Source organism: Saccharothrix sabaoui, from assembly GCF_051756985.1.
GTDB lineage: Bacteria > Actinomycetota > Actinomycetes > Mycobacteriales > Pseudonocardiaceae > Actinosynnema.
In genome coordinates this window covers 1-22,696 of sequence record NZ_JBPKJK010000141.1, presented here as the reverse complement: position 1 = coordinate 22,696, position 22,696 = coordinate 1, and the positions used below count along the sequence as shown (strand labels likewise).

Genomic DNA, 22,696 nt, shown 5'->3' with positions numbered 1-22,696 from the left:
CTTCCCCAGCAGCGGGCACGGGCAGGATCAGTTCCACCAGCTCGCGCGCGCTGCGCGCGGGGCCGTCCACGCCCAAGGCTTGCACCGAGGCGTAGACGCCCTCCATCACCAGCGCGAGCTTGTCGGCGAGCGCGCCCGGTTCGACGACGCCCTCCAGCTGGCCCGTCAACTCGCCGAACCGGGCGCGCATCCACTCCTTCGTGGCCACGGCCTTGCGGTGGGCGGGCAGCTCCGGGTCGGGGAACTCCGCCAGTGCCATCAGGAACGGGCAGCCCCGGCACCGGCTCGGGTGGACCTGCACGATCAGCTCGTCGAACGCGGCCAGGACGCGCTCGCGCGCACCTCGGCCGTCGGCCTTCGTGGCCTCGCTGAACCAGGCCCGGTAACTGGTGTCCGCCCGCTCGACGTAGGCCGCGACCAGTTCGTCCTTGGACCGGAAGAGCCGGTACAGGGTGGTCGGCGCGACCCCCGCCTCGGCGGCCACGCGATCCACGCCGACCGCGTGGATGCCGTGCCAGTAGAACAGCTCGTGCGTCACGCTGAGGACGTGCTCACGCGTTTCGGCGGCGGAACGGCGCACCTGTACCTCCCGGCGGCGCTTCGTTGGGGAACTCTCCCTACCTGTATTCCAACGTAGCACCAGCCGGCTCGCCGCGCGGGGGTGGAAGTGGAGCGGGGGGTGGAAGTGGAGCGGCGCTGACCCACTTCCGGTGGCGGATCAGGCGTAGGGCCTCAACCGCCACTCCTCGCCCTCGGCCTGCGTGGCCGCCTCGCGCAGCTGCCCGTACCCCTGGGCGGCCGACACCAGGGTCACGTGGTGGTGCCAGCCCCGGAACGAGCGGCCCTCGAAGTGCCGCAGGCCGTACTCCTCGGTCAGGCGGGGGACCTGGGCGTCGACCTTCCGGTCGGCCCGCAGCAGGCCGACCAGCTCGCCGATGCCGGTGGACCCGAGGTTGGTCACCCACACCGCGCGCGGGCGGGCCTGCCCCGCGGGCCACTCGGCCAGCACGTGGCGCAGCCAGGGCGACCGGCCGGGCCGCCCGTCCGCCTGCCCCGAGTACCCGGTCAGCGTGGCCACCACGAACTCGGAGGTGGTGACCGCGCCGGTGACCTCGTCCCGCACGCCCAGCGAGGTCCGGCCGGACCGGGCCGCCGCCGCGACCAGCTGCCCGATCGTGCGCGGCTGGTTCGGCGCGCCGACCAGGTTGACCGGCGCCACCGGCGTGCTCGTGGACACCTGCGCCAGGTAGCGCATGCCCCTCTCCTCCAGGCCGCCGAGCAGCGGCAGCAGGCCGGGGTCACCGCTGAGGTCGACGACGACGGGAGCGGCGGGCAACCCCCAGTTGCCCGTCATCTCGTCGAAGCAGTCGAGCAGGTACTGCCAGGTCCGCCTGGACCGCTCGTCCTCCGGGACGCGGGTCTTGGCGCGGCGCTCCACGTCGTCGTCCCACGCCTTCGGCATGACCAGCCGCCAGTTGACCGGCACCGCGCCCTGGTCCCCCGCGAGGAAGACGCCGACGGCGCGCTGGCAGTTGAGCATGCGCCCGGCCGACGGCGCGTACTGCCGGGCGACCGCCACCGAGTTGTCCCCGTTCTTGGGGAACACCACCTCCTTCACCACCCACGCCCTGGGCCGCAGCGCGCGGTCGACGCGCCCGGCCAGGCGGCCCCGCACCGGCGCCCACGCCCACGGGCTCTGGTTCACGAACTGCTGCAACGACTGGTCGGCGTCCCGGCCGACCACCATCTCCGAGATCCTCCGGATCGACTTCCGCCCCGGTACGAGGAGCAGCCCCCTGACGTAGGTCTCGGCCCAGCGGCGCTGGTCGGACCTGCCCAATGTCGTGAACAGCTCGTCGCAGTACTCAGACAGATCGAATAAATCGGACGGGTCGGCGCCCGCCGACACCGCTTGGAACATGTGCACAGTTCGTCCCCTCCAGCAATCGGATAGCCGTCGAACGAACCCCCCAGGGTGCGTTCGCCACTTGGTCTGAGCTAGGCACAGCACATTCCGAAGGAGATCTCACGGCATCACAAATACACCGTCGTGCCCGCGGTCACACCGCCGCTCCCGATAGCTCCAGCACCACCGGCTCGCGGCTCCGCGCACGGACGGCAGTCCCTCATCATGATCGCCCCAGTCCCCCAGCAGCCGGTCTGCACAGACCGGTCGTCCCCGGTGCGCAACAACGCGCCGCGGACTTCCACAGATTTTTCAAGACGTGGACGGTAATTGTCCAGACTTGACTTGTGGTGGCATTCCCGGTTCCAGTGACCGCGCATTCGGCTTTCCGCATCCCACCGCGAAGCGCGCACAACCGGGCCGGGCGACCACCGGTGGTGCGCGGTCGCCCGGAAAACGGAGGTCACGGTGTCGGCCCCCCAAGCCGACCTTCTCCGCGATCCCTCTACGTAATGAACCGAATTACATTCGCATTACCGGCGGGCAACGGCACGGAGCGCTCGCCCTCGACCGGCCCGGCCGGCGGGGACGACCGGCGCCGAGCGCCGCGCACCCCTGGAACAACACCGGACGAGCCCCCCGTGGCGGCAGACGTGACCATCGACCCTCCCCGTCGCAGTTTCACCGCAAGGTAGCCAGACATGCGCCGAGAGGCCATCGTGAGTCGCCGGAGCGCCACCGGAGCTCCGCGTTCCCCCAGGTGAGCCGGGTCGCCTCGCGCGCGCCCGGCACGCCGGCGCGCGGAGCGCCCGCACTTCGTCAAGTCCGCGGGACGCGCTCACAGCGGCAGGTGCAGGACGACGGTCGCGGGAGCGAACTCCGGCGACTCGACGGGCACCAGCCGGAGCTCCCGCACCTCCGCCCCGGGACGGCGGAAGCGGCGCACCCGCGACCGCCGCTCACGGACGATCCTCTCATCCCACCAGTGCCGGAAGCGCGTGCTCGCCGCCGACAGTTCGGCCACCCGCCGGGCGACCTCCTCGTCGCCCGGCGCCCGCGCCACCTCGGCCCGCCAGGCGGCCACCGCGTCGCGCGCCTCGTCCTCCCAGTCGACGACCCGCTCCCGCGCCACCGGCGAGGTGAGCAGCCACGCCAGCAGGTTCCGGCCGGTCACGGGCAACGCGCCCCAGTCGTCGTACCAGGCCGCCGACGCGGCGTTCCACGCCAGGACGTCCCCGTGCCGCCCCACCGCGTGCACCGGGTGCGGGTCGTCGGCCGCCGCGGCGACCAGGCACTCGACCAGCTCCTCCGCCGACGTGTCGCCGACCAGCGGCCGGGGACGCGCGACGTGGCCGTGCACCAGGACGTGCGCGTAGCGGCGCTCGTCCTCGCTCAGGCGCAGCGCGCGCGCCAGGCTGTCCAGCAGCTCCACCGAGGGCCGCACGTCGCGGCCCTGCTCCAGGTACGCGTACCAGGTGGGGCTGATCCCCGCCAGCACGGCGACCTCCTCCCGGCGCAGGCCGGGCGACCGCCGGCGGGCACCCGCCGGGAACCCGGCGCCGGCCGGGTCGAGCCGCTCCCGGCGGCTGCGCAGGAACCGGCCCAGTTCGGCCGGTTCCGCGTTGTGCGTTGCCACTCTGCTGTTCACCTCCCCGCGGACGCGCACCGCTCTCAGCTGGTGTGGTTGTACTGGTAGGACGGGTCGGCCGCGTGGTCGTCGTCGCCGAACTCGGTGACGACCTTGTCGGTGACGTGGATGTTGACCATCTTGGCGTTGCCCGGTCCGAGGTTGGTGAACGCGTGCGGCACGCCGGTGCGCACGATCAGCACGTCCTCGGGCCCGGCGTCGCGCACCTCGCCGTCCGCCTCCACGCGGACGCGGCCCTCGATGATGATGAAGACCTCGTCGTACGGGTGGCTGTGGCGACGCGGTCCCCGACCGGGCGCGACGTCGACGATGAACGCCGACGACGTGGTGCCGTGGGCGCCACCGTCGAAGATGTGGGCGGCCACCTCACCCGCGATGCGCACGGTGGGCAGGCTGTCCTTGCTGACGACCTCCACGTGCTCCTCCTTCCTCCTGGCTGTCCCCGGGAGCCGCCCGGGGCGCGGTTGCTCAGAGCCGGAACAGGCCCGGGTCGGACACGACGACGTCCAGCAGCACCGGACCGTCGGCGTTCAGCGCCCGGCGCAGGGACGACTGGAGCTGCTCCGGGGTCTCGACGCGCTCGCCGGCGATGCCGAACCCGCGCGCGAGCTGCGCCATGTCGACGCCGCTGAGGTCCCAGCCCTCCCGCCACGCCTTCTGGCTCACGTCGTCCAAGTAGTACTTGAGCGACAGGTAGCCGGAGTTGTTGGGGATGACGAACGTGACCGGGAGGTTGTACTTGCCGGCCGACCACAGCGCCTGGATGGTGTACTGCGCCGAGCCCTCGCCGACCACGACGACGGTGCGCACGTCGGGCCGGGCGACCGCGTAGCCGACGGCGCCCGCGAACGGGAAGCCCAGGGCGCCGGAGGCCGTGGCGTAGTAGCCGTTGTCCGGCCCCAGCGGGATCTGCTCGTGGAACGGGGCGCGGCCGATGGGCAGCTCCTCGAACACCTGCGCGTCGGAGGGCAGTTCCTGCGACAGCACGTGGAACAGGTAGGGCTCGGTGATCGGGGTGGACGCCTCGGGCGTGGGGATCGGCTCGGCCAGCGGGGCCAGCGGGACGCGCTGGCGCTGCGGCAGCAGGGTCACCAGGTCCCGCACGAACGCGGCCGGCGGCGTGACGTAGGCGTCGGCCGCCATGGACCAGGCCGCCGCCTCGGGGTCGTCGGTGACGTGGATGAAGCGGGTGTCCTCCGGCAGCTTGGGCGCGTCGCTCTGGTCCAGCGGCGCGGGCGCGGTGGAGAACAGGTCCGCCGTGGTGAACAGGGTGAAGGTCGGGCTGCCCAGCACGATGACGACGTCGTGCTCGCCGAGCTTGGCGTTGATCAGCTCGGGCAGCGGGGCGAGCACCCCGCCGAACAGCGGGTGGTTCTCCGGGAACGCGCCGCGCGGCCACACCGGGCTGCCGTAGACGCGGGCGTTGAGCCGTTCCGCCATCTTGATCAGGTCGCGCCGGGCGCCGCCGATCTCCACGCCCGGACCGGCGACGATCGCCGGGTTGGCCGCCGAGTTCAGCGCGTCCGCCACGCCGGCGAGCACCTGCGGGTCGGGCACGACGGCGGCCTGCACGTTGCGCACCTTGTACGGCGCGGAGTTGCCCGGGCGGACCCAGTCGTCCTCGGGCACGCCGACGTACACCGGGCCGGCCGGGGCCTGCTTGGCGATGTGGTACGCCTTCTCGATCAGCGCGGGCACGTCCTGCGGGCGCGCGGCCTCGGCGGCCCACTTGATGTAGGGCTGCGGGAGCTGCGTCGCGCTGGGGGCGTTGAGGAACGGCGCGCCCTGCTGGAGCTTGCGCGCCTGGAGCCCGCCGATGATCACCATCGGGGTGTGGGCGCTGGCGGCGGTGTAGATGGAGCCCATCGCGTTGCCCGTGCCGGGCCCGCCGTTGATGATCACCAGGGACGGCTCGCCGGTGGCCTGGGCGTACCCGTCGGCCATGCCGACGACGGTCGCCTCCTGGAGGCCCATGATGAAGCGGAAATCGTCGGGCCACTGCTCGAACAATTTCATCTCGGTGTGGCTGGGATTGCTGAAGACGGTCGTCATCCCGAGCTGCCGGAATACTTCCAGCGCGTCTTCCCGAACGGTGCGGAACCCGTTGCCATCCGCGGTCACGATCACCACGCTCCTGTAGAGGTTCAAAACGTTCTTCCGGACCGGACTACGATCGCTACCCTCTGCCGGGCAGGGCTTGCGGACAAGGCAAGTACCGTGGTCGAGGGGCACTTCGTCAGCTGTTCGGCCGACCTCACGCAGTGCGCCGGGACGGCCTGCGACGCCTTGTCCGAGCACCTTCTCCGGAGAACTGTGTAATCCGCGCCCGGCCCCTCATCGACGGCGGGCGATCCGATCGGCGATTCGCCTTTTCGGCACGGCCGGGACCCGGATGACACGAGCAGTGAGGATGCGCGATGAGCAGTGAGCGAACCCGCCAGGTGGTGGAGAAGTACTTCACCGACCTCGAACGGGGCGATGTCGATTCGGCACTTCAGGCGCTGTCGCACGCCATCGACTTCGAGTTGCCGGTCGACCGGTACAACGAGGTCATCCCCTACCTCGGCCGCCACGTCGGCCTGCCCGCCGTGCGCAAGGCGTTCGCGGTGCGCGGCGAGACCACCGAGGTGCTCGACTACGCGTTGCGCGACGTGCGCGCCGAGGGCGACACCGCCTACGCGGTGATCTACACCCGGGCCGCCCCGCCGCCACCCACCCCGGTGACGCCTAGCAGACGCGCTGACCTGCGCCGGGCGTGGCCGACCGATCCGCTGTCGGTGTCCGCACGTAGGCTTGTCGCGTGGCCGATCCGTCGACCTATCGCCCCGCGACAGGCACCATCCCCGAAGCCCCCGGCGTCTACAAGTTCCGCGACGCCAGTGGCCGGGTGGTCTACGTCGGCAAGGCCAAGAACCTCCGCCAGCGGCTGAACTCCTACTTCGCCGACATCACGGGCCTGCACCCGCGCACCCGGCAGATGGTCACGACCGCGGCGGGCGTCGAGTGGACCGTCGTCGGCACCGAGGTCGAGGCGCTCCAGCTGGAGTACAACTGGATCAAGGAGTTCGACCCGCGGTTCAACGTCCGCTACCGCGACGACAAGTCCTACCCGGTGCTCGCGGTGACCCTGAACGAGGAGTTCCCCCGCCTGCACGTCTACCGCGGCCCGCGCAGGAAGGGCGTCCGCTACTTCGGCCCCTACGCCCACGCGTGGGCCATCCGCGAGACCCTCGACCTGCTGCTGCGCGTCTTCCCGGCCCGCACCTGCTCCGCCGGCGTGTTCAAGCGGCACGCCCAGATCGGCCGGCCCTGCCTGCTCGGCTACATCGACAAGTGCTCCGCGCCGTGCGTCGGCCGGGTCGACGCCGCCGAGCACCGCGACATCGTCGACGGCTTCTGCGACTTCCTCGCCGGCCGGACCGACTCCATGGTCAAGCGGCTCGAACGCGAGATGACCGCCGCCGCCGAGGAGCTGGAGTTCGAGAAGGCCGCCCGGCTGCGCGACGACCAGGCCGCCCTCAAGCGGGCCCTGGAGAAGCAGGCCGTCGTCCTCGGCGACGGCACGGACGCCGACGTCGTCGCCTTCGCGCAGGACGACCTGGAGGTGTCCGTGCAGGTGTTCCACGTGCGCGGCGGCCGGGTGCGCGGCCAGCGCGGCTGGGTCGTCGACAAGGTCGACGAGACCGGCACCGCGGGCCTGGTCGACCAGTTCGTCACCCAGTTCTACGGCACCCAGGCCGAGTCGGCGCGGGCGGAGTCCGCCCGGACCGGCGGCGCGGAGGGGGCCCCGGTGCCGCGCGAGGTGCTCGTGCCGGAGCTGCCGGAGGACGCGCCCGCCGTGGAGCGGTGGCTCACGGACCTGCGCGGCGCGAAGGTGGTGCTGCGCATCCCGCAGCGCGGCGACAAGCGGGCCCTCATGGAGACCGTGGAGCGCAACGCCAAGGAGGCGTTCCAGCAGCACAAGCTGCGCCGCGCGGGCGACCTCACGGCCCGTTCCGCCGCCCTCCAGGAGCTCCAGGAGGCGCTCGGCCTGGACACCGCGCCGCTGCGCATCGAGTGCACCGACATCAGCCACGTGCAGGGCACCGACGTGGTGGCCTCGCTCGTCGTGTTCGAGGACGGCCTGGCCCGCAAGTCCGAGTACCGCCGGTTCGCGATCCGCGAGGCCGCGGCGGAGGGCGACGTCGCCTCCATCGCCGAGGTGGTGCGCCGCCGCTTCCAGGCCTACCTGAAGGAGACCGCGTCCGGCGGCCCCAACCCCGGCATCGACCCGGAGACCGGCAAGCCCCGCAGGTTCGCCTACGCGCCGAACCTGCTCGTCGTCGACGGCGCCGGACCGCAGGCGCAGGCCGCGTCCGACGTGCTCGCCGAGCTGGGCATCACCGACGTGGCCGTCGTCGGCCTGGCCAAGCGGCTGGAGGAGGTGTGGGTGCCCGGCGACCCCGACCCGGTCATCCTGCCCCGCACCAGCGAGGCCCTCTACCTGCTGCAACGGGTGCGCGACGAGGCGCACCGGTTCGCCGTCGCCTACCACCGGCAGAAGCGGTCCAAGCGGATGACGGTCTCCGCGCTGGACGACGTGCCGGGACTGGGCCAGACCCGCCGGGCCGCGCTGCTCAAGCACTTCGGCTCGGTCAAGAAGCTCGGCGAGGCGAGCGTCGAGGAGATCAGCGCGGTGCCCGGAGTGGGCCGGCGCACCGCGGAGGCCGTGCACGGGACCCTGAACCGGGGGGCGCCCGACCCGGCCACCCCCGCCGGGGGCGCACCGGGCACGGCGGGTACCGAAGACGTCGGCGCGGCCGACCTTCAGAGGGAGCACACGTGAACGCACCGGCCGGCGAGAAGTCCGGCATCGAGGTAGCGGTGGTGACCGGCCTGTCGGGAGCGGGCCGCAGCACCGCCGCGAAGTGCCTGGAGGACCTGGGCTGGTTCGTGGTGGACAACCTGCCGCCCGAGCTGATCTCGACCATGGTGGAGCTGGGCGCGCAGGCCAGGGGGGCCATCACCAGGGTCGCCGTCGTGATGGACGTGCGCAGCCGCGCGTTCACCGAGGACCTCGCGGCGGTGATCAAGGACCTCGACGCCCGCGGCTACAAGCCGAAGGTGCTGTTCCTGGAGGCCACCGACGACGTGCTGATCCGCCGGTTCGAGTCGGTGCGCCGCGGCCACCCGCTCCAGGCCGACGGGCGCCTCGCCGACGGCATCGAGGCCGAGCGCGTCCTGCTCACGCCGCTGCGCGAGGAGGCCGACCTGGTGCTCGACACCTCGGCCCTGTCCGTGCACCAGCTGCGCGCCAAGATCGAGGACACCTTCGGCACCGAGTCGGCGACCCGCACCCGCGTCACGGTGCTGTCGTTCGGCTACAAGTACGGCCTGCCGATGGACGCCGACCTCGTCATGGACGTCCGGTTCCTGCCCAACCCGTTCTGGATCCCCGAGCTGCGCGAGCAGACCGGCCTGGACGGCGACGTGCGCAACTACGTGCTCACCCAGGAGGGCGCGGACGAGTTCCTCGACCGCTACCACGAGCTGCTGCGGCTCATCGGCGCCGGCTACCGGCGCGAGGGCAAGCGGTACCTGACGCTGGCGGTGGGCTGCACGGGCGGCAAGCACCGCAGCGTCGCCATCTCCGAGGAGCTGGCCGGCCGGCTGGCCGCCGAGGACGGCATGGCCGTCAAGGTCGTGCACCGGGACCTGGGACGCGAGTGAGCCCGAGAGCGGTAGCGCTGGGCGGTGGGCACGGGCTGCACGTCACGCTCACCGCGCTGCGCCGGGTGACCGACGACGTGACGGCCGTGGTGACGGTCGCCGACGACGGCGGTTCCTCGGGGCGGCTGCGCCGGGAGCTGGGCCTGCTGCCGCCCGGCGACCTGCGCAAGGCCATGGTGGCGCTGGCCTCCGACGACGAGGCGGGCGCGCTGTGGTCGGCCCTGTTCCAGCACCGGTTCGGCGGCACCGGCGCGCTCGCCGGGCACGCCGTGGGCAACCTCGTGCTGGCCGGCCTGCTGGAGCGGCTGGGCGACCCGGTCGCCGTGCTGCGCGAGGCGGGGCGGCTGCTCGGCGTGCGCGGGCGCGTGCTGCCGATGTGCACCGAGCCGCTGGAGATCGAGGCGGACGTCACCGGCCTGGACGAGGACGCCGACGTGCCGCGCCGCATCCGCGGCCAGGTCGCCATCGCCACCACCCCCGGCCGCGTGCAGCGCATCCGCCTGCACGGGCCGGGCGGCCCGGGGGAGGCCCCGCGCGGCTGCCCGGACGCCGTCGAGGCCGTGCTCGGCGCGGACGTCGTGCTGCTCGGCCCCGGCTCGTGGTTCACCAGCGTGCTGCCGCACCTGCTCGTGCCGGAGCTGCACGACGCGCTCGTCCGGACCTCGGCGCGCAAGGTCGTCGTCCTCAACCTCGTCCCCCAACCGGGCGAAACAGCGGGCTTTTCCCCGGAGCTGCACCTGGACGTGCTCAGCGAGCACGCCCCGCGGCTGCGGGTGGACGCGGTGATCGCCGACGCGGGCGCGGTGCCCGTGCCGGACCGGCTGCGCCGCGCCGCCGCAGCTCTGGGGGCCGAGGCGCACCTCGCGCCGATCGCCCTGGACGGCGCGCCGGACCGCCACGACCCGGCCGCGCTGGCGTCCAGCATCAGGCGGGCGTTGCACGGCCCCGCTGACGGGGCCGCGGGGGCGTCGAGTACAACGCTGTCGGACGACAGCGAGACCAGGGGAGGCGAGGCACCGTGGCGATGACGTCTGCGGTCAAGGACGAGCTGAGCAGGCTGGCCGTCTCCAAGACCTGCTGCCGGCGCGCGGAGGTCGCGTCGCTGCTGCGCTTCGCGGGCGGCCTGCACATCGTGGGCGGCCGGGTCGTCGTGGAGGCGGAGCTCGACCTGGGCTCCACGGCGCGCCGGCTGCGCCGGGAGATCCACGAGCTGTACGGGCACCAGTCCGACGTGTTCACCATCACCTCCAGCGGCCTGCGCAAGGGCACCCGGTTCGTGGTGCGCGTGGTCAAGGACGGCGAGGGCCTGGCCCGCCAGACGGGCCTGCTGGACCCGCGCGGCCGGCCGGTGCGCGGCCTGCCCGCCCCCGTCGTGTCCGGCGGGGTGTGCGACGCCGAGGCGGCGTGGCGCGGCGCGTTCCTGGCGCACGGCTCGCTCACCGAACCCGGCCGCTCCTCCTCGATGGAGGTGACCTGCCCGGGGCCGGAGGCGGCGCTGGCGCTGGTCGGCGCGGCCCGGCGGATGGGCATCGGCTCGAAGTCGCGCGAGGTGCGCGGCGCGGAGCGCGTGGTGATAAGGGACGGCGACGCGATCGGCGCGATGCTGACCCGCCTGGGCGCGCACGACAGCGTGCTGGCCTGGGAGGAGCGCCGGATGCGCCGCGAGGTGCGCGCCACGGCGAACCGGCTGGCGAACTTCGACGACGCGAACCTGCGCCGCTCGGCCCGCGCCGCCGTCGCCGCCGCCGCCCGCGTGCAGCGCGCGCTGGAGATCCTCGGCGCCGAGGCGCCCGACCACCTGGCCGCGGCGGGCGCGCTGCGGCTGGCGCACCGGCAGGCGTCGCTGGAGGAGCTGGGCCAGCTGTCGGACCCGCAGATGACCAAGGACGCGGTCGCGGGCCGCATCCGGCGCCTGCTCGCCATGGCCGACAAGCGCGCCAAGGAGCTGGGCATGCCGGACACCGAGTCGGCGGTCACCGCGGACATGCTCGAAGCCGAGGTCTGACCACCGGAACACCGAAAACCGCTGGTGGGAGCCCGGTCGACGTGCGTAGCGCGCGGGCGTGGGCGACGAGGCGGCGGGGACCGGCGGCACCGCGCCGCGCGATTTCCACGACGGGGTCGCGGAGCGCTACCACCTGCTCCACGCCGACTGGGACGCCTCGGTCGACCGGCAGGGCGCCGCGCTCGACGGGGTGCTCCGCCGCGCGCTCGGCCCCGCCGCGCTCGGCCACCGCGTCGTCGCCACCGACCTCAGCCCGGTCGCCGCGGCCCGCGAGGCGCGCGCCCGCGGCCTGCGGCTGACCGCCGCCGCGGCCGACGTGCGGTCCCTGCCGGTGCGGGCGGGGGACTTCGACGCCGTGGTGTGCGCGGACAACTCGCTGCCGCACCTGCTGACCGCCGACGACGTGCGCGCCGCCCTGGCGTCGATGCGCCGCGCGCTCGCGCCCGGCGGGCTGCTGGTCGTCACCACCCGCCCCTACGACGACCTGCTCGCGACCCGACCGACCGCCACCCCCGTGCGGTCCTCGACCGGTCCGGCCGGCCGCGCGATGAGCTCCCAGCTGTGGCACTGGGACGACGACGGCGAGCACTACGACCTGGAGCTGTTCCAGCTCGCCCCCGGGGCGGGACGTGGACCGCCGACTCCGGGTTCACCGACACCGCCTGGCGCGAACCGGCCGACACCGGTTTCTTCCAGCCGCTCCTCACCGCGCGCAACCCCGCGTCGACCGGGTGACGGCCCGACCCGCCGGGTGGCCGAACGCGCCACAGGTTGTTACTCAGAGGTAACAAGCTTGTCAAGCTGGATTTTCTTGTTCGATAAAGAGATCCTGGTGGTGCGAGTGACCAGGGCCGCAACGTGGCGGCTAGGCTGACTCCGGCTGCCTGGTCAGCCCAATGACTGCACGCCCCTGGTGTTTTCCGCCAGTCGAGTATCGAGGAGACTCACCGTGACGGTTCGCGTAGGTGTCAATGGTTTCGGCCGCATCGGTCGCAACTTCTGGCGCGCCGTTCAGGCCAGCGGGCACGACATCGAGATCGTCGCCTTCAACGACCTCGGTGACGTCAACACGATGGCCCACCTCCTGAAGTACGACTCCATCCTCGGCCGCCTCGACGGCGACGTCACCGTCACCGACGAGGGCATCGCCGTCGACGGCAAGGTCATCAAGGCCCTCGCCGAGCGCGACCCGGGCAAGCTGCCCTGGAAGGACCTGGGCGTCGACGTCGTCGTCGAGTCCACCGGCTTCTTCACCGACGCCTCGGCCGCGCGCAAGCACGTCGACGAGGGCGGCGCCAAGAAGGTCATCATCTCCGCGCCGGCCAAGGGTGAGGACCTCACCGTGGTGCTGGGCGCGAACGACGACCAGTACGACGGCTCGCAGACCGTCATCTCCAACGCCTCGTGCACCACGAACTGCCTGGCCCCGCTGGCCAAGGTGCTGCACGACACCTTCACCATCGAGCGTGGCCTCATGACCACGATCCACGCCTACACCCAGGACCAGAACCTCCAGGACGCGCCGCACAAGGACCTGCGCCGCGCCCGTGCCGCCGCGCTGAACATCGTGCCCACCAGCACCGGTGCCGCGAAGGCCATCGGCCTGGTCCTGCCCGAGCTCAAGGGCAAGCTCGACGGCTACGCCCTGCGCGTGCCCGTGCCCACCGGCTCCGCCACCGACCTCACCGTCACCGTGGGTCGCGAGACCACCGTCGACGAGGTCAACGCCGCCTACAAGGCCGCCGCGGACGGTCCCCTCAAGGGCTACCTGCGCTACAACACCGACCCGATCGTGTCGGCCGACATCGTCACCGACCCCGCGTCCTGCATCTACGACGCGCCGCTCACCAAGGTCATCGGCAACCAGATCAAGGTCGTCGGCTGGTACGACAACGAGTGGGGCTACTCCAACCGCCTCGCCGACCTCGTCAACCTCGTCGCCTCCAAGCTCTGAGCCAGGGACGGACCACACCGCTGTGAAGACTCTCGACGACCTGCTCGGCGAGGGTGTCTCGGGTCGGCGCGTCCTCGTGCGCGCCGACCTGAACGTCCCCCTCGACGGCGACCGCATCACCGACGACGGCCGCGTCCGCGCGTCGGTGCCGACGATCAAGGCGCTCGTGGACGCGGGCGCCCGCGTCCTGGTCGCCGCCCACCTGGGCCGCCCCAAGGGCGAACCCGACCCGAAGTTCTCCCTCGCGCCCGTCGCGGCCCGCCTCGGCGAACTGCTCGGCTCCCCGGTCGAGATCGGCACGGGGACCGCCGGCGACGGCACCGTCGTGCTGCTGGAGAACATCCGCTTCGACCCGCGCGAGACCAGCAAGGACGACGCCGAGCGCGCCGCCCTCGCCGACGAGCTGGCCGCCAAGGCCGACGCGTTCGTCTCCGACGGCTTCGGCGTCGTGCACCGCAAGCAGGCGTCCGTCTACGACGTGGCGAAGAAGCTGCCCCACTACGCGGGCCGCCTCGTGCTCGCCGAGGTCGAGGTGCTGCACAAGCTCACCGAGGACCTCCAGCGGCCCTACGTCGTCGCCCTCGGCGGCTCCAAGGTGTCCGACAAGCTCGGCGTCATCAAGAACCTGCTCACCAAGGTCGACCGGCTGCTCATCGGCGGCGGCATGGCCTACACCTTCCTCAAGGCCCAGGGCCACGAGGTCGGCGGCTCCCTCCTCCAGGAGGACCAGGTCGAGCAGGTCCGCGGCTTCCTGGAGCAGGCCCGGGAGCGCGGCGTCGAGCTGGTGCTCCCCGTCGACGTCCTCGCCGCGGTCGACTTCGCGCCGGACGCCGAGCACGACGTCGTCGCCACCGACGCGATCCCCGCCGACCGGCAGGGCCTCGACATCGGCCCCGCCACGCGCGAGCTGTTCGCCTCGAAGCTGGCCGACGCCAAGACCGTCTTCTGGAACGGCCCCATGGGCGTGTTCGAGTTCGAGGCGTTCTCCGGCGGTACCCGCGCCGTCGCCGAGGCCCTCGTCAAGAGCGACGCGTTCACCGTCGTCGGCGGTGGCGACTCCGCCGCGGCCGTGCGCGCCCTCGGCCTCCCCGAGGACGGCTTCTCCCACATCTCCACCGGCGGCGGCGCCTCCCTGGAGTTCCTCGAGGGCAAGGAACTGCCCGGCGTTTCCGTGTTGGAGGACTGACCGATGGCACAGCGCCAGCCCCTCATCGCGGGCAACTGGAAGATGAACCTCAACCACCTCGAGGCGATCGGCCTCGTGCAGAAGATCGCCTTCTCCCTCCCGGAGAAGTACTTCGCCAAGGTCGAGGTGGCCGTCCTCCCGCCGTTCGTCGACATCCGGTCCATCCAGACCCTCGTCGACGGCGACAAGCTGCTGCTCAAGTACGGCGCGCAGGACCTGTCGCCGCACGACTCCGGCGCCTACACCGGTGACGTGTCCGGCCCCATGCTCGCCAAGCTCGGCTGCTCCTACGTCACCGTGGGCCACTCCGAGCGCCGCGAGTACCACGGCGAGGACGACGCGACCGTCAACAAGAAGGTCAAGGCGGCGCTCAAGCACGGCGTCACCCCGATCTTCTGCCTCGGCGAGCGGGTCGACGTCCGCGAGGCCGGCGAGCACGTGCCGCACTGCACCACCCAGCTCGTCGAGGGGCTCAAGGGCCTCACCGCCGAGCAGGTCGCCCAGGTCGTGATCGCCTACGAGCCCGTGTGGGCCATCGGCACCGGCAAGGTCGCCTCGTCCGCCGACGCGCAGGAGGTGTGCGCGGCCCTGCGGGCCAAGCTCGCCGAGCTGCACGGCGAGGACGTCGCTTCGGCCGTTCGGGTGCTTTACGGCGGCTCGGTCAAGTCCGGCAACATCGCCGAGCTGATCGCCCAGAAGGACGTCGACGGTGCTCTCGTCGGCGGGGCCAGCCTGGACGCGGACGAGTTCGCCAAGCTGTGCGCGCTCGCCGCGGGCGGCCCACTACCCTGACCCCGTAGAAGCATCCCCACCGAGGTGGTCCACGGTCGGCAGTTGACCGGGTACTCTGTGGCGTCACCTGCCTGACAGCGAGGAAGATATGGTCCTGTTCCTGCAGATCCTGTTGATCGTCTCCAGCTTGCTGCTCATCCTGCTGGTGCTGCTGCACCGCGGGCGCGGCGGCGGTCTGTCCTCGCTGTTCGGCGGCGGTATGCAGTCGAGCCTGTCCGGTTCCAGCGTCGTGGAGAAGAACCTCGACCGCCTGACGTTGTTCGTCGGCGCGATCTGGGTCATCGCCATCGTCGGCATCGGTCTGCTCAACAAGCTCTGAACCCGTACGACTCAGAGCTGACAGACACAGGGAAACCACGTGGTGGGGGTGTGAGGGTCGATGGCTGGTGGTAACGCGATTCGCGGTACCCGCGTCGGCGCAGGCCCGATGGGCGAATCGGAGCGCGGCGAGTCCGCGCCCCGACGTCGGGTGTCGTACTGGTGCGCGAACGCGCACGAGTCTCGGCCGTCGTTCGCGGTCGAAGCGGAGATCCCCGAGAACTGGGACTGCCCCCGGTGCGGACTTCCGGCGGGGCGCGACGAGCAGGCACCTCCTGCTCCGCCGCGCAACGAGCCGTACAAGACGCACCTGGCGTACGTGAAGGAGCGGCGCTCCGACGCGGACGGCGAGGCGATCCTGGAGGAGGCGCTCACCAAGCTGCGCAAGCAGCGCGAGGAGCCCTAGTCGCTCGGAAGAACCACGCGGAGGCCCCGTCGACCACCCGGTCGGGCGGGGCCTTCGCGTTGTCCGGAGCCGGCGCGTCAGGTCGACCGGGGGTGGGGGTGCAGGGGGAAGGTGACCCGGACCCGGTAACCGCCGCCCGGCGTGTGCTCCGCCTCGAACCGCCCGCTCAGCAGCGCGGCGCGTTCCCGCAGGCCCACCAGGCCGTGACCGCCGCCGGGCAGGGTGCCGCCGTCCTGGGTGCCGCCGTCCTGGGTGCGACGGCCCGGGGCGCTGTTCTCCACCTCCACCCGCAGGTGGTCGTCCGAGGCGGTCACGAGGATGGTCGTGGGGGCGCTCGCCGCGTGCTTGCGGACGTTGGTCAGCGCCTCCTGGACCGTGCGGTAGACCGCCCCCGAGACGGGCGCGGGCAGGCCCTCCACCGACCCCTGGACGGTGAGCGTCGCCGGGATGCCCGCGGCGGCGACCAGGGCCGGCAGGTCCTCGACCCCGGACCGCGGCGAGTCGTCGCCGTCGGTCGTGCGCAGGACGCTCACCAGGTGCCGCAGCTCGTCGAGGGTGCGGGTGCTCAGGTTCCGGATGACGCCCGCCACCTGCTGCGCGTTCGGGTCGTCCGCCGCCACCCGCAGCGCGCCCGCCTGCATCGCGATCAGGCTCACCTGGTGCGACACCACGTCGTGCATCTCCCGGGCCAGCCGGGCGCGTTCGTCGGCCCGCACGGCGTGCGCGTGCAGCACCCGCTCCCGCTCCCGGCTGGCCGCCAGGTCGGCGATGCGCGCGGACAGCTCCTCGCGGGCGTGGGCGAGCAGCCCGATGGCCACCGGCATGCCGGCGACCAGGCACCCGTAGATCGCGTCGTGGACGTGCGTCGCCCACTCCAGCGCGAGGAACTCGTCGACCGGCCACAGGAAGAACCGGCTGAACCACACCAGGCCGGCCGCGACGAGGGTCTGCACCGCCAGCAGCCTGCGCCGCGCCAGCGTGCCGAGCGCGATCATCGCCGCCAGCTGCGCCCACCCGGCCAGGAACCCCGGCACGGTCAGCAGCACCACCAGGAACGGGAACCGCCGGCGCAGCACCAGCGCCACCACGGACAGGACCGACAGCACGTAGTTGTACGGCTCGGCCTCGGGCACCACGCGCAGCCACACGTCGAGCGCCGCCACCACCAGGGCCGCGACGTCGAACGCCCGCCGCCGGTGCCGGTCGAGGAGGTCGCGCAGGGCGGCCGGGCCCCACCGGGCGGCGTGCGGCGCCCGTTCGGCCGGGGCACCGCCGACCCGCCCGCCCGGCAGCCTCCCGACCGCGTTGCCGGCCAGGAGCGGCCCTCCCGCGTCGGCTACCCGCCGGTCCTCACCGTACTGCGCCGTCATCGCGCTTGGCATGACCCGCCCTTCCCGATCACGACCCCGATTCCCACCCCGACCCTCACTCTTCGAGACACCCCGGTCACGCGGACGGGACGCGGTGCGGGTGACAAAGTTGCGAGCGCGAACGTCCGATTACCGGACGGGGGAGCGCCGACCCGCTGCGGGCGCGGGTGCGTGGAGGACGTGGGCGCGGGCACGAGGTGAGTATCCGTCATGCTCGGCAGGCGGGGGCGGTGCCGCCACACCTCGGGACGACGCTGCCACCACACCCCGGGACGACGCTGCCGCCGCGTCCCGGGAGGGGCGCGGCGGCAGCTGGGGAGTGCGTCGGGTCAGGCGAGTTCGGCGGCGGCGGCCCCGTCGAGCAGCCACAGGGTCCGGGAACGGCCCGTGGCGCCCGCAGCGGGCAGGTCGGTCTCGGCCGCACCGCCCAGGCCGGCGGCGACGGCCCCGGCCTTCGCCGCGCCCGTCGTCATCAGCCACACCTCGCGGGACGCGCGGATCGTCGGCAGGGTGAGGCTCACCCTGGTCGGCGGCGGCTTCGGGCAGTCGCGGACCGCCACGACGGTCAGCTCGCGCTCGCGCACGGCGGGCGAGTCGGGGAAGACCGAGGCCACGTGCCCCTCCTCGCCGACGCCGAGCAGGCACACGTCGAACTCCGGCGCGGAGCCCAGCTCCTCGGCGTACGCGGCGGCGGCGGCCTCCGGGTCGTCGCCGAACCGGCCGTCCGACGGCTCCACCACGTGCACCCGGTCGGCCGGCACCGGGATGTGGTCGAGCAGCGCCTCGCGCGCCTGGGTCTCGTTGCGCTCCGGGTGCCCGGCGGGCAGGAACCGCTCGTCGCCCCACCACAGGTCGACGCGGCCCCAGTCCACCGCGTCGCGGGCGGGCGAGGAGCGCACCCGGTCCAGCACCGCGATGCCGGTCCGGCCGCCGGTCAGCACGAGCGACGCCGTGCCGCGCGCCGCCTGGGCGTCGACCAGGGCGGTCAGCAGGCGGGCGGCCGTGGCGGCGGCCAGCAGGTCGCCGTCACGGTGCACCAGCACCTCGGGCCGGGTCACGAGCCGGCCTTCGCCTTCGACGCCTTGTCCCGGGGCTTGCCCGACTTGGCGGCCTTGGCGTCGGCCGCGCCGTCGGTCTTCGCCTTCGGGGACGCGGCCTTCGGTGCCGCGACCTTGGCGGGAGCGGCCTTGGGAGACGCCGCCTTGGGGGACACGGCCTTGGCCGCCGCCTTCGCCGCCGCCTTCACGGGCGCGGCCTTCGCCGACGGGCCGGACGAGGACGCGGCGGGGGCCGGGGTCCCGTCGGACGCCGGGCCGGACGTCGCCGCACCGGACGCCTGCGCGGGGGTGGCCGACGTGCCGGAGGTCGCCTGGCCGGAGGTCGCCGAACCGGAGGTCGCCGGACCGGAGACCGCGGGCGCGGCGGCGGGCTTGCGGGTCGCCGTCGCCGGCTTCGCCGCGGTACGGCCGCGCACGACCTTGCCCAGCGCCTTCAGCGCCGTCTCGTACACCTCGTCGGGGTCGAGCCGGCGCAGCTCCTCCGCCAGGCAGTCCCGCACCTGGCGGCGCTGCAGCGCCACCCGCCGCTCCGGCTGGCCGGGCTGCGACAGCGTGCCGACCTTGCCGTCCGGGCGCGACAGCTCCACGACCCCCGACCGGCGCTCCAGCCGCACGTCCACGATGCCCTCGCCGCGCGCGGCCTTGGTCCGCTTCACCGGCAGCTTCAGGTACGCCGCCAGCCACGCGGCCAGCAGGTCGGTCGACGGCGAGTCGCTCTCCCCGCTCACCTCGGCCTCGGTGACCTTCTCGTACGGCGGCAGGTCGAACGCCGACGCGATCATGGCCCGCCACAGCGTCAGCCGCGTCCAGGCCAGGTCCGTGTCGCCGGGCGCGTACGACGCGCGCCGCTGCTCCAGCGCCTTGATCGGGTTCTTCTCGGCCGCCGCGTCGGTGATGCGGCGCTGCGCGAGCTGCCCGATCGGGTCCTCCGCGGGCACGGCCGGCGCCTCGTTCGGCCACCACGCCACGACCGGGGTGTCCGGCAGCAGCAGCGGCACGACGCACGAGGCGCCCTCGTTGGCCAGCTCGCCGTACAGGCGCAGCACGATCACCTCGGACGCGCCCGCGTCACCGCCGACGCGGATCTGCGCGTCCAGCCGCGGCGCGGCCTTGCGGGCGCCGCGGGCCACCACGATCACCCGGCACGGGTGCTCGCGGCTGGCGTCGTTCGCCGCGTCCACGGCGCCCTCGGTCTTCGCGCCGTCGTCGGTCACGATGACCAGCGTCAGCACCCGGCCGAGGGTGACCGCGCCACCCTCCTCGCGCAGCTGCACGAGCTTGCTGTTGACCTGCGACGTGGTCGTCGAGGGCAGGTCGATGATCACGGCCGCCTCCAGTTCCTGCCGGTCCGCGCCAGCATCTCGTCCGCCGACACCGGGCCCCAGGTCCCCGCCTTGTACTTCTCGGGCGCGCCGTGGCGGCCCCAGTGCTCGATGACCGGGTCGAGGATCTCCCAGGACAGCTCGACCTCGTCGTTCTTCGGGAACAGCGACGGCTCGCCGAGCAGCACGTCCAGCAGCAGCCGCTCGTACGCCTCGGGCGAGGACTCGGTGAACGCGTGGCCGTAGCCGAAGTCCATCGTGACGTCGCGGACCTCCATGCTGTTGCCGGGCACCTTCGACCCGAACCGCATGGTCACGCCCTCGTCCGGCTGCACCCGCACGACCAGGGCGTTCTGCCCCAGCTCCTCCGTCGCCGTGTCGTCGAACGGCAGGTGCGGCGCGCGCTTGAACACCACGGCCACCTCGGTGACGCGGCGGCCCAGGCGCTTGCCGGTGCGCAGGTAGAACGGCACGCCCGCCCAGCGGCGGGTGTTCACCTCGCAGGTGATGGCCGCGTAGGTCTCGGTGACCGAGTCCTTCGCGAAGCCGCCCTCCTCCAGCAGGCCGGGCACCTTCTGGCCGCCCTGCCAGCCGCCGGTGTACTGGCCGCGCGCGGTGGTCTCCTCGAACGGCCCGGTCGCCCGGGTCGCCGACAGCACCTTGACCTTCTCGGCGCGCAGGTCGCTCGGCCGGAACGACACCGGCTCCTCCATCGCGGTCAGCGCGAGGAGCTGGAGCAGGTGGTTCTGGATGACGTCCCGCGCGGCGCCGATGCCGTCGTAGTAGCCCGCGCGACCGCCCAGGCCGATGTCCTCGGCCATGGTGATCTGCACGTGGTCGACGTAGTTCGCGTTCCAGATGGGTTCGTACAGCTGGTTCGCGAAGCGCAGCGCCAGGATGTTCTGCACCGTCTCCTTGCCGAGGTAGTGGTCGATGCGGAACACCGACTCCTCGGGGAAGACGTCGTTCACGGTCTTGTTCAGCTGCTTCGCGCTGGCCAGGTCGTGGCCGAACGGCTTCTCGATGACGACCCGGCGCCACTGGCCGGGGCTGTCGGTCGGCGGCGTGGCCAGGCCCGCCCGCTTGAGCTGGTTGACGACCGTGGTGAACGCGCTGGGCGGCACCGACAGGTAGAACGCGTGGTTGCCGCCCGTGCCGCGCTCGCGGTCGAGGTCGGCCAGCGTCGTGGCCAGGGTGTCGAACGCCGCGTCGTCGTCGAACGTGCCCTGGACGAAGCGGATGCCCTCGACGAGCTGGTCCCAGACCTCCTGCCGGAACGGCGTGCGCGCGTGCTCCTTGACGGCGCTGTGCACGACCTGCATGAAGTCCTGGTCGGCCCAGTCGCGGCGGGCGAAGCCGACGAGCGCGAAGCCCGGCGGCAGCAGGCCGCGGTTGGCCAGGTCGTAGATGGCGGGCATCAGCTTCTTGCGCGACAGGTCACCCGTCACGCCGAAGATCACCAGGCCGCTGGGGCCGGCGATGCGCGGGAGCCTCTTGTCCCGCGCGTCGCGCAACGGGTTGCGCTTCGTCGGAGCGCTCACGAACCGTCCTCCTGGATTGCCTCGACGAGCTGCGCGAGCCCGGCGACGCGGTCGGTCAGGTGCAGCCGCAGCACCGGGCGCCCCCGTCCGGCCAGGACCTGGCCGTCGCCGAGGGCCTGCGCCAGTTGCAGCGTGCTGAGGTCGTAGGGCCGGCCCGGCACGTCGAGGTGCGCCTCGGACGCGCCGGTCAGCTGGAGGAACACGCCGTTCTGGTGACCGCCCTTGTGGTACTGGCCGGTCGAGTGCAGGAACCGCGGTCCCCACCCGAAGGTGGTCTGGAGGTGTGAACGCTGGGCCAACTCCGGGCGGACGAGGGCGAACGATGCGTCGTCGATCCGGTCGAGGTAGGCCTGCACGGACAGGTAGCCGTGCGACGGCGCGGCGGCCACCAGCGCCTTCAGCGCGTCCGCGACGGTCTTCACGTCCGAGGACAGCCAGCCCTCGCTCGGGTAGACCTCGATCGGGCCGTCGATGAACGCGGGCGTCGCCGACGACGCGGCGGGCGAGTCGAGCAGCGAGCGCGCCGCCTTCTTCGCCGCCTCCACGTCGGGCTGGTCGAACGGGTTGATCTCCAGCACGCGGCCCACCAGCGCGGTCGCGTACTCCCACACCAGGAACTGCGCGCCCAGCGCGCCCTCGACGGACAGCGTGGACGAGCCGGTGGCCGGTCCGATCGCGACGGTCGTGGCGTCCGAGGCCGCGTCGACGAACCCGGGCGCGCCCGGACCCTCGACGACGACCGGCAGCAGGCCCGTGCCGTTCTTGCCGGTGGACTCGGCGATCAGCTGCTCGGCCCAGTCGCCGAAGCCGGCGATGCCGGAGCCGGTGTCGGCGAACACGACCTTCTCCGCGCCGTGGGCGTGCGCGACGGCGAACGTCGCGGCCAGCACCACGGCCGGGTTGTCGGCCGAGTCGGCCGACACCAGCGGCGCGGCGGCGGCGGCCTCGTCCAGCAGGGCGCCGACGTCCGCGCCGGCCAGGCCCGAGGGGACCAGGCCGAACGCGGTCAGCGCCGAGTAGCGGCCGCCCACGTTCGGGTCGGCCAGGAACACCCTCCGGTAGCCGGCCTCGCGCGAGGCCGCCTCCAGCGGCGAACCCGGGTCGGTCACCACGACGATCCGGGACGCGGCGTCGACGCCCGCGTCGGTGAACGCCTGCTCGAAGATGCGCCGGTGGCTGTCGGTCTCGACGGTGCCGCCCGACTTGGACGACACCACCAGCACGGTCCGCTCCAGGTCGCCGGCGAGCGCCTCGGCGACCTGGCCCGGGTCCGTGGTGTCGAGGACGACCAGCGGCACGCCCGCGGTGCCGGTGATCACCTCGGGCGCCAGCGACGAGCCGCCCATGCCGGCGAGGACCACGCGGTCCACGCCCTCGGCGAGCAGCTCGTCGCGCAGCGCGGTGATCTCCGCGACCAGCGGGCGCGACGTCTCGTGCAACGTCGTCCACGCGAGGCGGATCGACGCCTCGGGTTCCGCGTC

The 22,696-nt window shown here is 73.0% G+C and carries 21 protein-coding genes; 11 read left to right on the top strand and 10 right to left on the bottom strand.

Features of this window, described 5'->3' with window-relative positions:
• The 5 genes from ACR807_RS32235 to mdlC all read right to left on the bottom strand — a co-directional run.
• The coding region (locus ACR807_RS32235) for a TetR/AcrR family transcriptional regulator (RefSeq protein ID WP_438925240.1) at positions 1 to 580 on the bottom strand (580 nt) is incomplete at its 3' end.
• A 138-nt stretch (positions 581 to 718) separates the two neighbouring features.
• Positions 719 to 1,921 (bottom strand): IS701 family transposase, encoded by a 1,203-nt coding sequence (locus tag ACR807_RS32230; RefSeq protein WP_438925239.1) that lies wholly within the window; start codon positions 1,919 to 1,921, stop codon positions 719 to 721.
• Between the two features lie 823 nt (positions 1,922 to 2,744).
• Positions 2,745 to 3,542, bottom strand: a complete 798-nt coding sequence (locus ACR807_RS32225; RefSeq protein ID WP_438925238.1) for a helix-turn-helix transcriptional regulator — start codon at positions 3,540 to 3,542, stop codon at positions 2,745 to 2,747.
• Positions 3,543 to 3,577: 35 nt separating this feature from the next.
• The gene (locus ACR807_RS32220; RefSeq protein ID WP_438925237.1) at positions 3,578 to 3,970 is read right to left on the bottom strand and encodes a cupin domain-containing protein; all 393 of its coding nucleotides are present in this window, start codon (positions 3,968 to 3,970) and stop codon (positions 3,578 to 3,580) included.
• Positions 3,971 to 4,022: 52 nt separating this feature from the next.
• Complete coding sequence (gene mdlC, locus ACR807_RS32215) at positions 4,023 to 5,675, bottom strand: benzoylformate decarboxylase (protein ID WP_438925236.1); 1,653 nt, start codon at positions 5,673 to 5,675, stop codon at positions 4,023 to 4,025.
• Between the two features lie 296 nt (positions 5,676 to 5,971).
• Here mdlC and ACR807_RS32210 point away from each other — a divergent pair, with 296 nt between their 5' ends.
• From ACR807_RS32210 to ACR807_RS32160, 11 genes are all read left to right on the top strand, one after another.
• Positions 5,972 to 6,484: a nuclear transport factor 2 family protein gene (locus tag ACR807_RS32210; protein ID WP_438925235.1), complete on the top strand. Its 513-nt coding sequence runs from the start codon at positions 5,972 to 5,974 to the stop codon at positions 6,482 to 6,484.
• The gene (gene uvrC, locus ACR807_RS32205; RefSeq protein WP_438925241.1) at positions 6,394 to 8,379 is read left to right on the top strand and encodes an excinuclease ABC subunit UvrC; all 1,986 of its coding nucleotides are present in this window, start codon (positions 6,394 to 6,396) and stop codon (positions 8,377 to 8,379) included. The genes ACR807_RS32210 and uvrC overlap by 91 nt, the downstream gene beginning before the upstream one ends.
• A 26-nt stretch (positions 8,380 to 8,405) precedes the next feature.
• Positions 8,406 to 9,263: an RNase adapter RapZ gene (gene rapZ, locus ACR807_RS32200; RefSeq protein ID WP_411970415.1), complete on the top strand. Its 858-nt coding sequence runs from the start codon at positions 8,406 to 8,408 to the stop codon at positions 9,261 to 9,263.
• Positions 9,260 to 10,291: a gluconeogenesis factor YvcK family protein gene (locus ACR807_RS32195; protein WP_438925234.1), complete on the top strand. Its 1,032-nt coding sequence runs from the start codon at positions 9,260 to 9,262 to the stop codon at positions 10,289 to 10,291. The genes rapZ and ACR807_RS32195 overlap by 4 nt, the downstream gene beginning before the upstream one ends.
• Positions 10,282 to 11,268 (top strand): DNA-binding protein WhiA, encoded by a 987-nt coding sequence (gene whiA, locus ACR807_RS32190; RefSeq protein ID WP_230569164.1) that lies wholly within the window; start codon positions 10,282 to 10,284, stop codon positions 11,266 to 11,268. The genes ACR807_RS32195 and whiA overlap by 10 nt, the downstream gene beginning before the upstream one ends.
• A 58-nt stretch (positions 11,269 to 11,326) precedes the next feature.
• A complete protein-coding gene (locus tag ACR807_RS32185) occupies positions 11,327 to 12,142 on the top strand; it encodes a class I SAM-dependent methyltransferase (protein ID WP_438925233.1) in 816 nt (271 codons plus the stop codon).
• Positions 12,143 to 12,217: 75 nt separating this feature from the next.
• A complete protein-coding gene (gene gap / locus ACR807_RS32180; RefSeq protein ID WP_438925232.1) occupies positions 12,218 to 13,222 on the top strand; it encodes a type I glyceraldehyde-3-phosphate dehydrogenase in 1,005 nt (334 codons plus the stop codon).
• Positions 13,223 to 13,244: 22 nt separating this feature from the next.
• Positions 13,245 to 14,408, top strand: coding sequence for a phosphoglycerate kinase (locus tag ACR807_RS32175; RefSeq protein ID WP_438925231.1), 1,164 nt, complete (start codon positions 13,245 to 13,247; stop codon positions 14,406 to 14,408).
• 3 nt (positions 14,409 to 14,411) lie between these two features.
• The gene (gene tpiA / locus ACR807_RS32170) at positions 14,412 to 15,200 is read left to right on the top strand and encodes a triose-phosphate isomerase (protein WP_438925230.1); all 789 of its coding nucleotides are present in this window, start codon (positions 14,412 to 14,414) and stop codon (positions 15,198 to 15,200) included.
• Positions 15,201 to 15,288: 88 nt separating this feature from the next.
• Positions 15,289 to 15,519, top strand: coding sequence for a preprotein translocase subunit SecG (secG, locus tag ACR807_RS32165; RefSeq protein WP_438925229.1), 231 nt, complete (start codon positions 15,289 to 15,291; stop codon positions 15,517 to 15,519).
• 60 nt (positions 15,520 to 15,579) lie between these two features.
• Positions 15,580 to 15,924 (top strand): RNA polymerase-binding protein RbpA, encoded by a 345-nt coding sequence (locus tag ACR807_RS32160; protein ID WP_015103628.1) that lies wholly within the window; start codon positions 15,580 to 15,582, stop codon positions 15,922 to 15,924.
• A gap of 77 nt (positions 15,925 to 16,001) precedes the next feature.
• Here ACR807_RS32160 and ACR807_RS32155 read toward each other — a convergent pair whose 3' ends face one another.
• The 5 genes from ACR807_RS32155 to ACR807_RS32135 all read right to left on the bottom strand — a co-directional run.
• Entirely contained in the window at positions 16,002 to 17,294 is a 1,293-nt protein-coding gene (locus ACR807_RS32155; protein WP_438925228.1) for a sensor histidine kinase, read from the bottom strand.
• 329 nt (positions 17,295 to 17,623) lie between these two features.
• Positions 17,624 to 18,352: a 6-phosphogluconolactonase gene (pgl, locus tag ACR807_RS32150; protein WP_438925227.1), complete on the bottom strand. Its 729-nt coding sequence runs from the start codon at positions 18,350 to 18,352 to the stop codon at positions 17,624 to 17,626.
• Positions 18,349 to 19,677 (bottom strand): glucose-6-phosphate dehydrogenase assembly protein OpcA, encoded by a 1,329-nt coding sequence (gene opcA, locus ACR807_RS32145; RefSeq protein WP_438925226.1) that lies wholly within the window; start codon positions 19,675 to 19,677, stop codon positions 18,349 to 18,351. The genes pgl and opcA overlap by 4 nt, the downstream gene beginning before the upstream one ends.
• Positions 19,674 to 21,215, bottom strand: coding sequence for a glucose-6-phosphate dehydrogenase (gene zwf, locus ACR807_RS32140; RefSeq protein ID WP_438925225.1), 1,542 nt, complete (start codon positions 21,213 to 21,215; stop codon positions 19,674 to 19,676). Before zwf ends, opcA begins: the two co-directional genes overlap by 4 nt.
• Positions 21,212 to 22,696: phosphoglucose isomerase-related protein (locus ACR807_RS32135; RefSeq protein ID WP_438925224.1), on the bottom strand; the 1,485-nt coding region annotated here is incomplete at its 5' end. The genes zwf and ACR807_RS32135, both read right to left, overlap by 4 nt.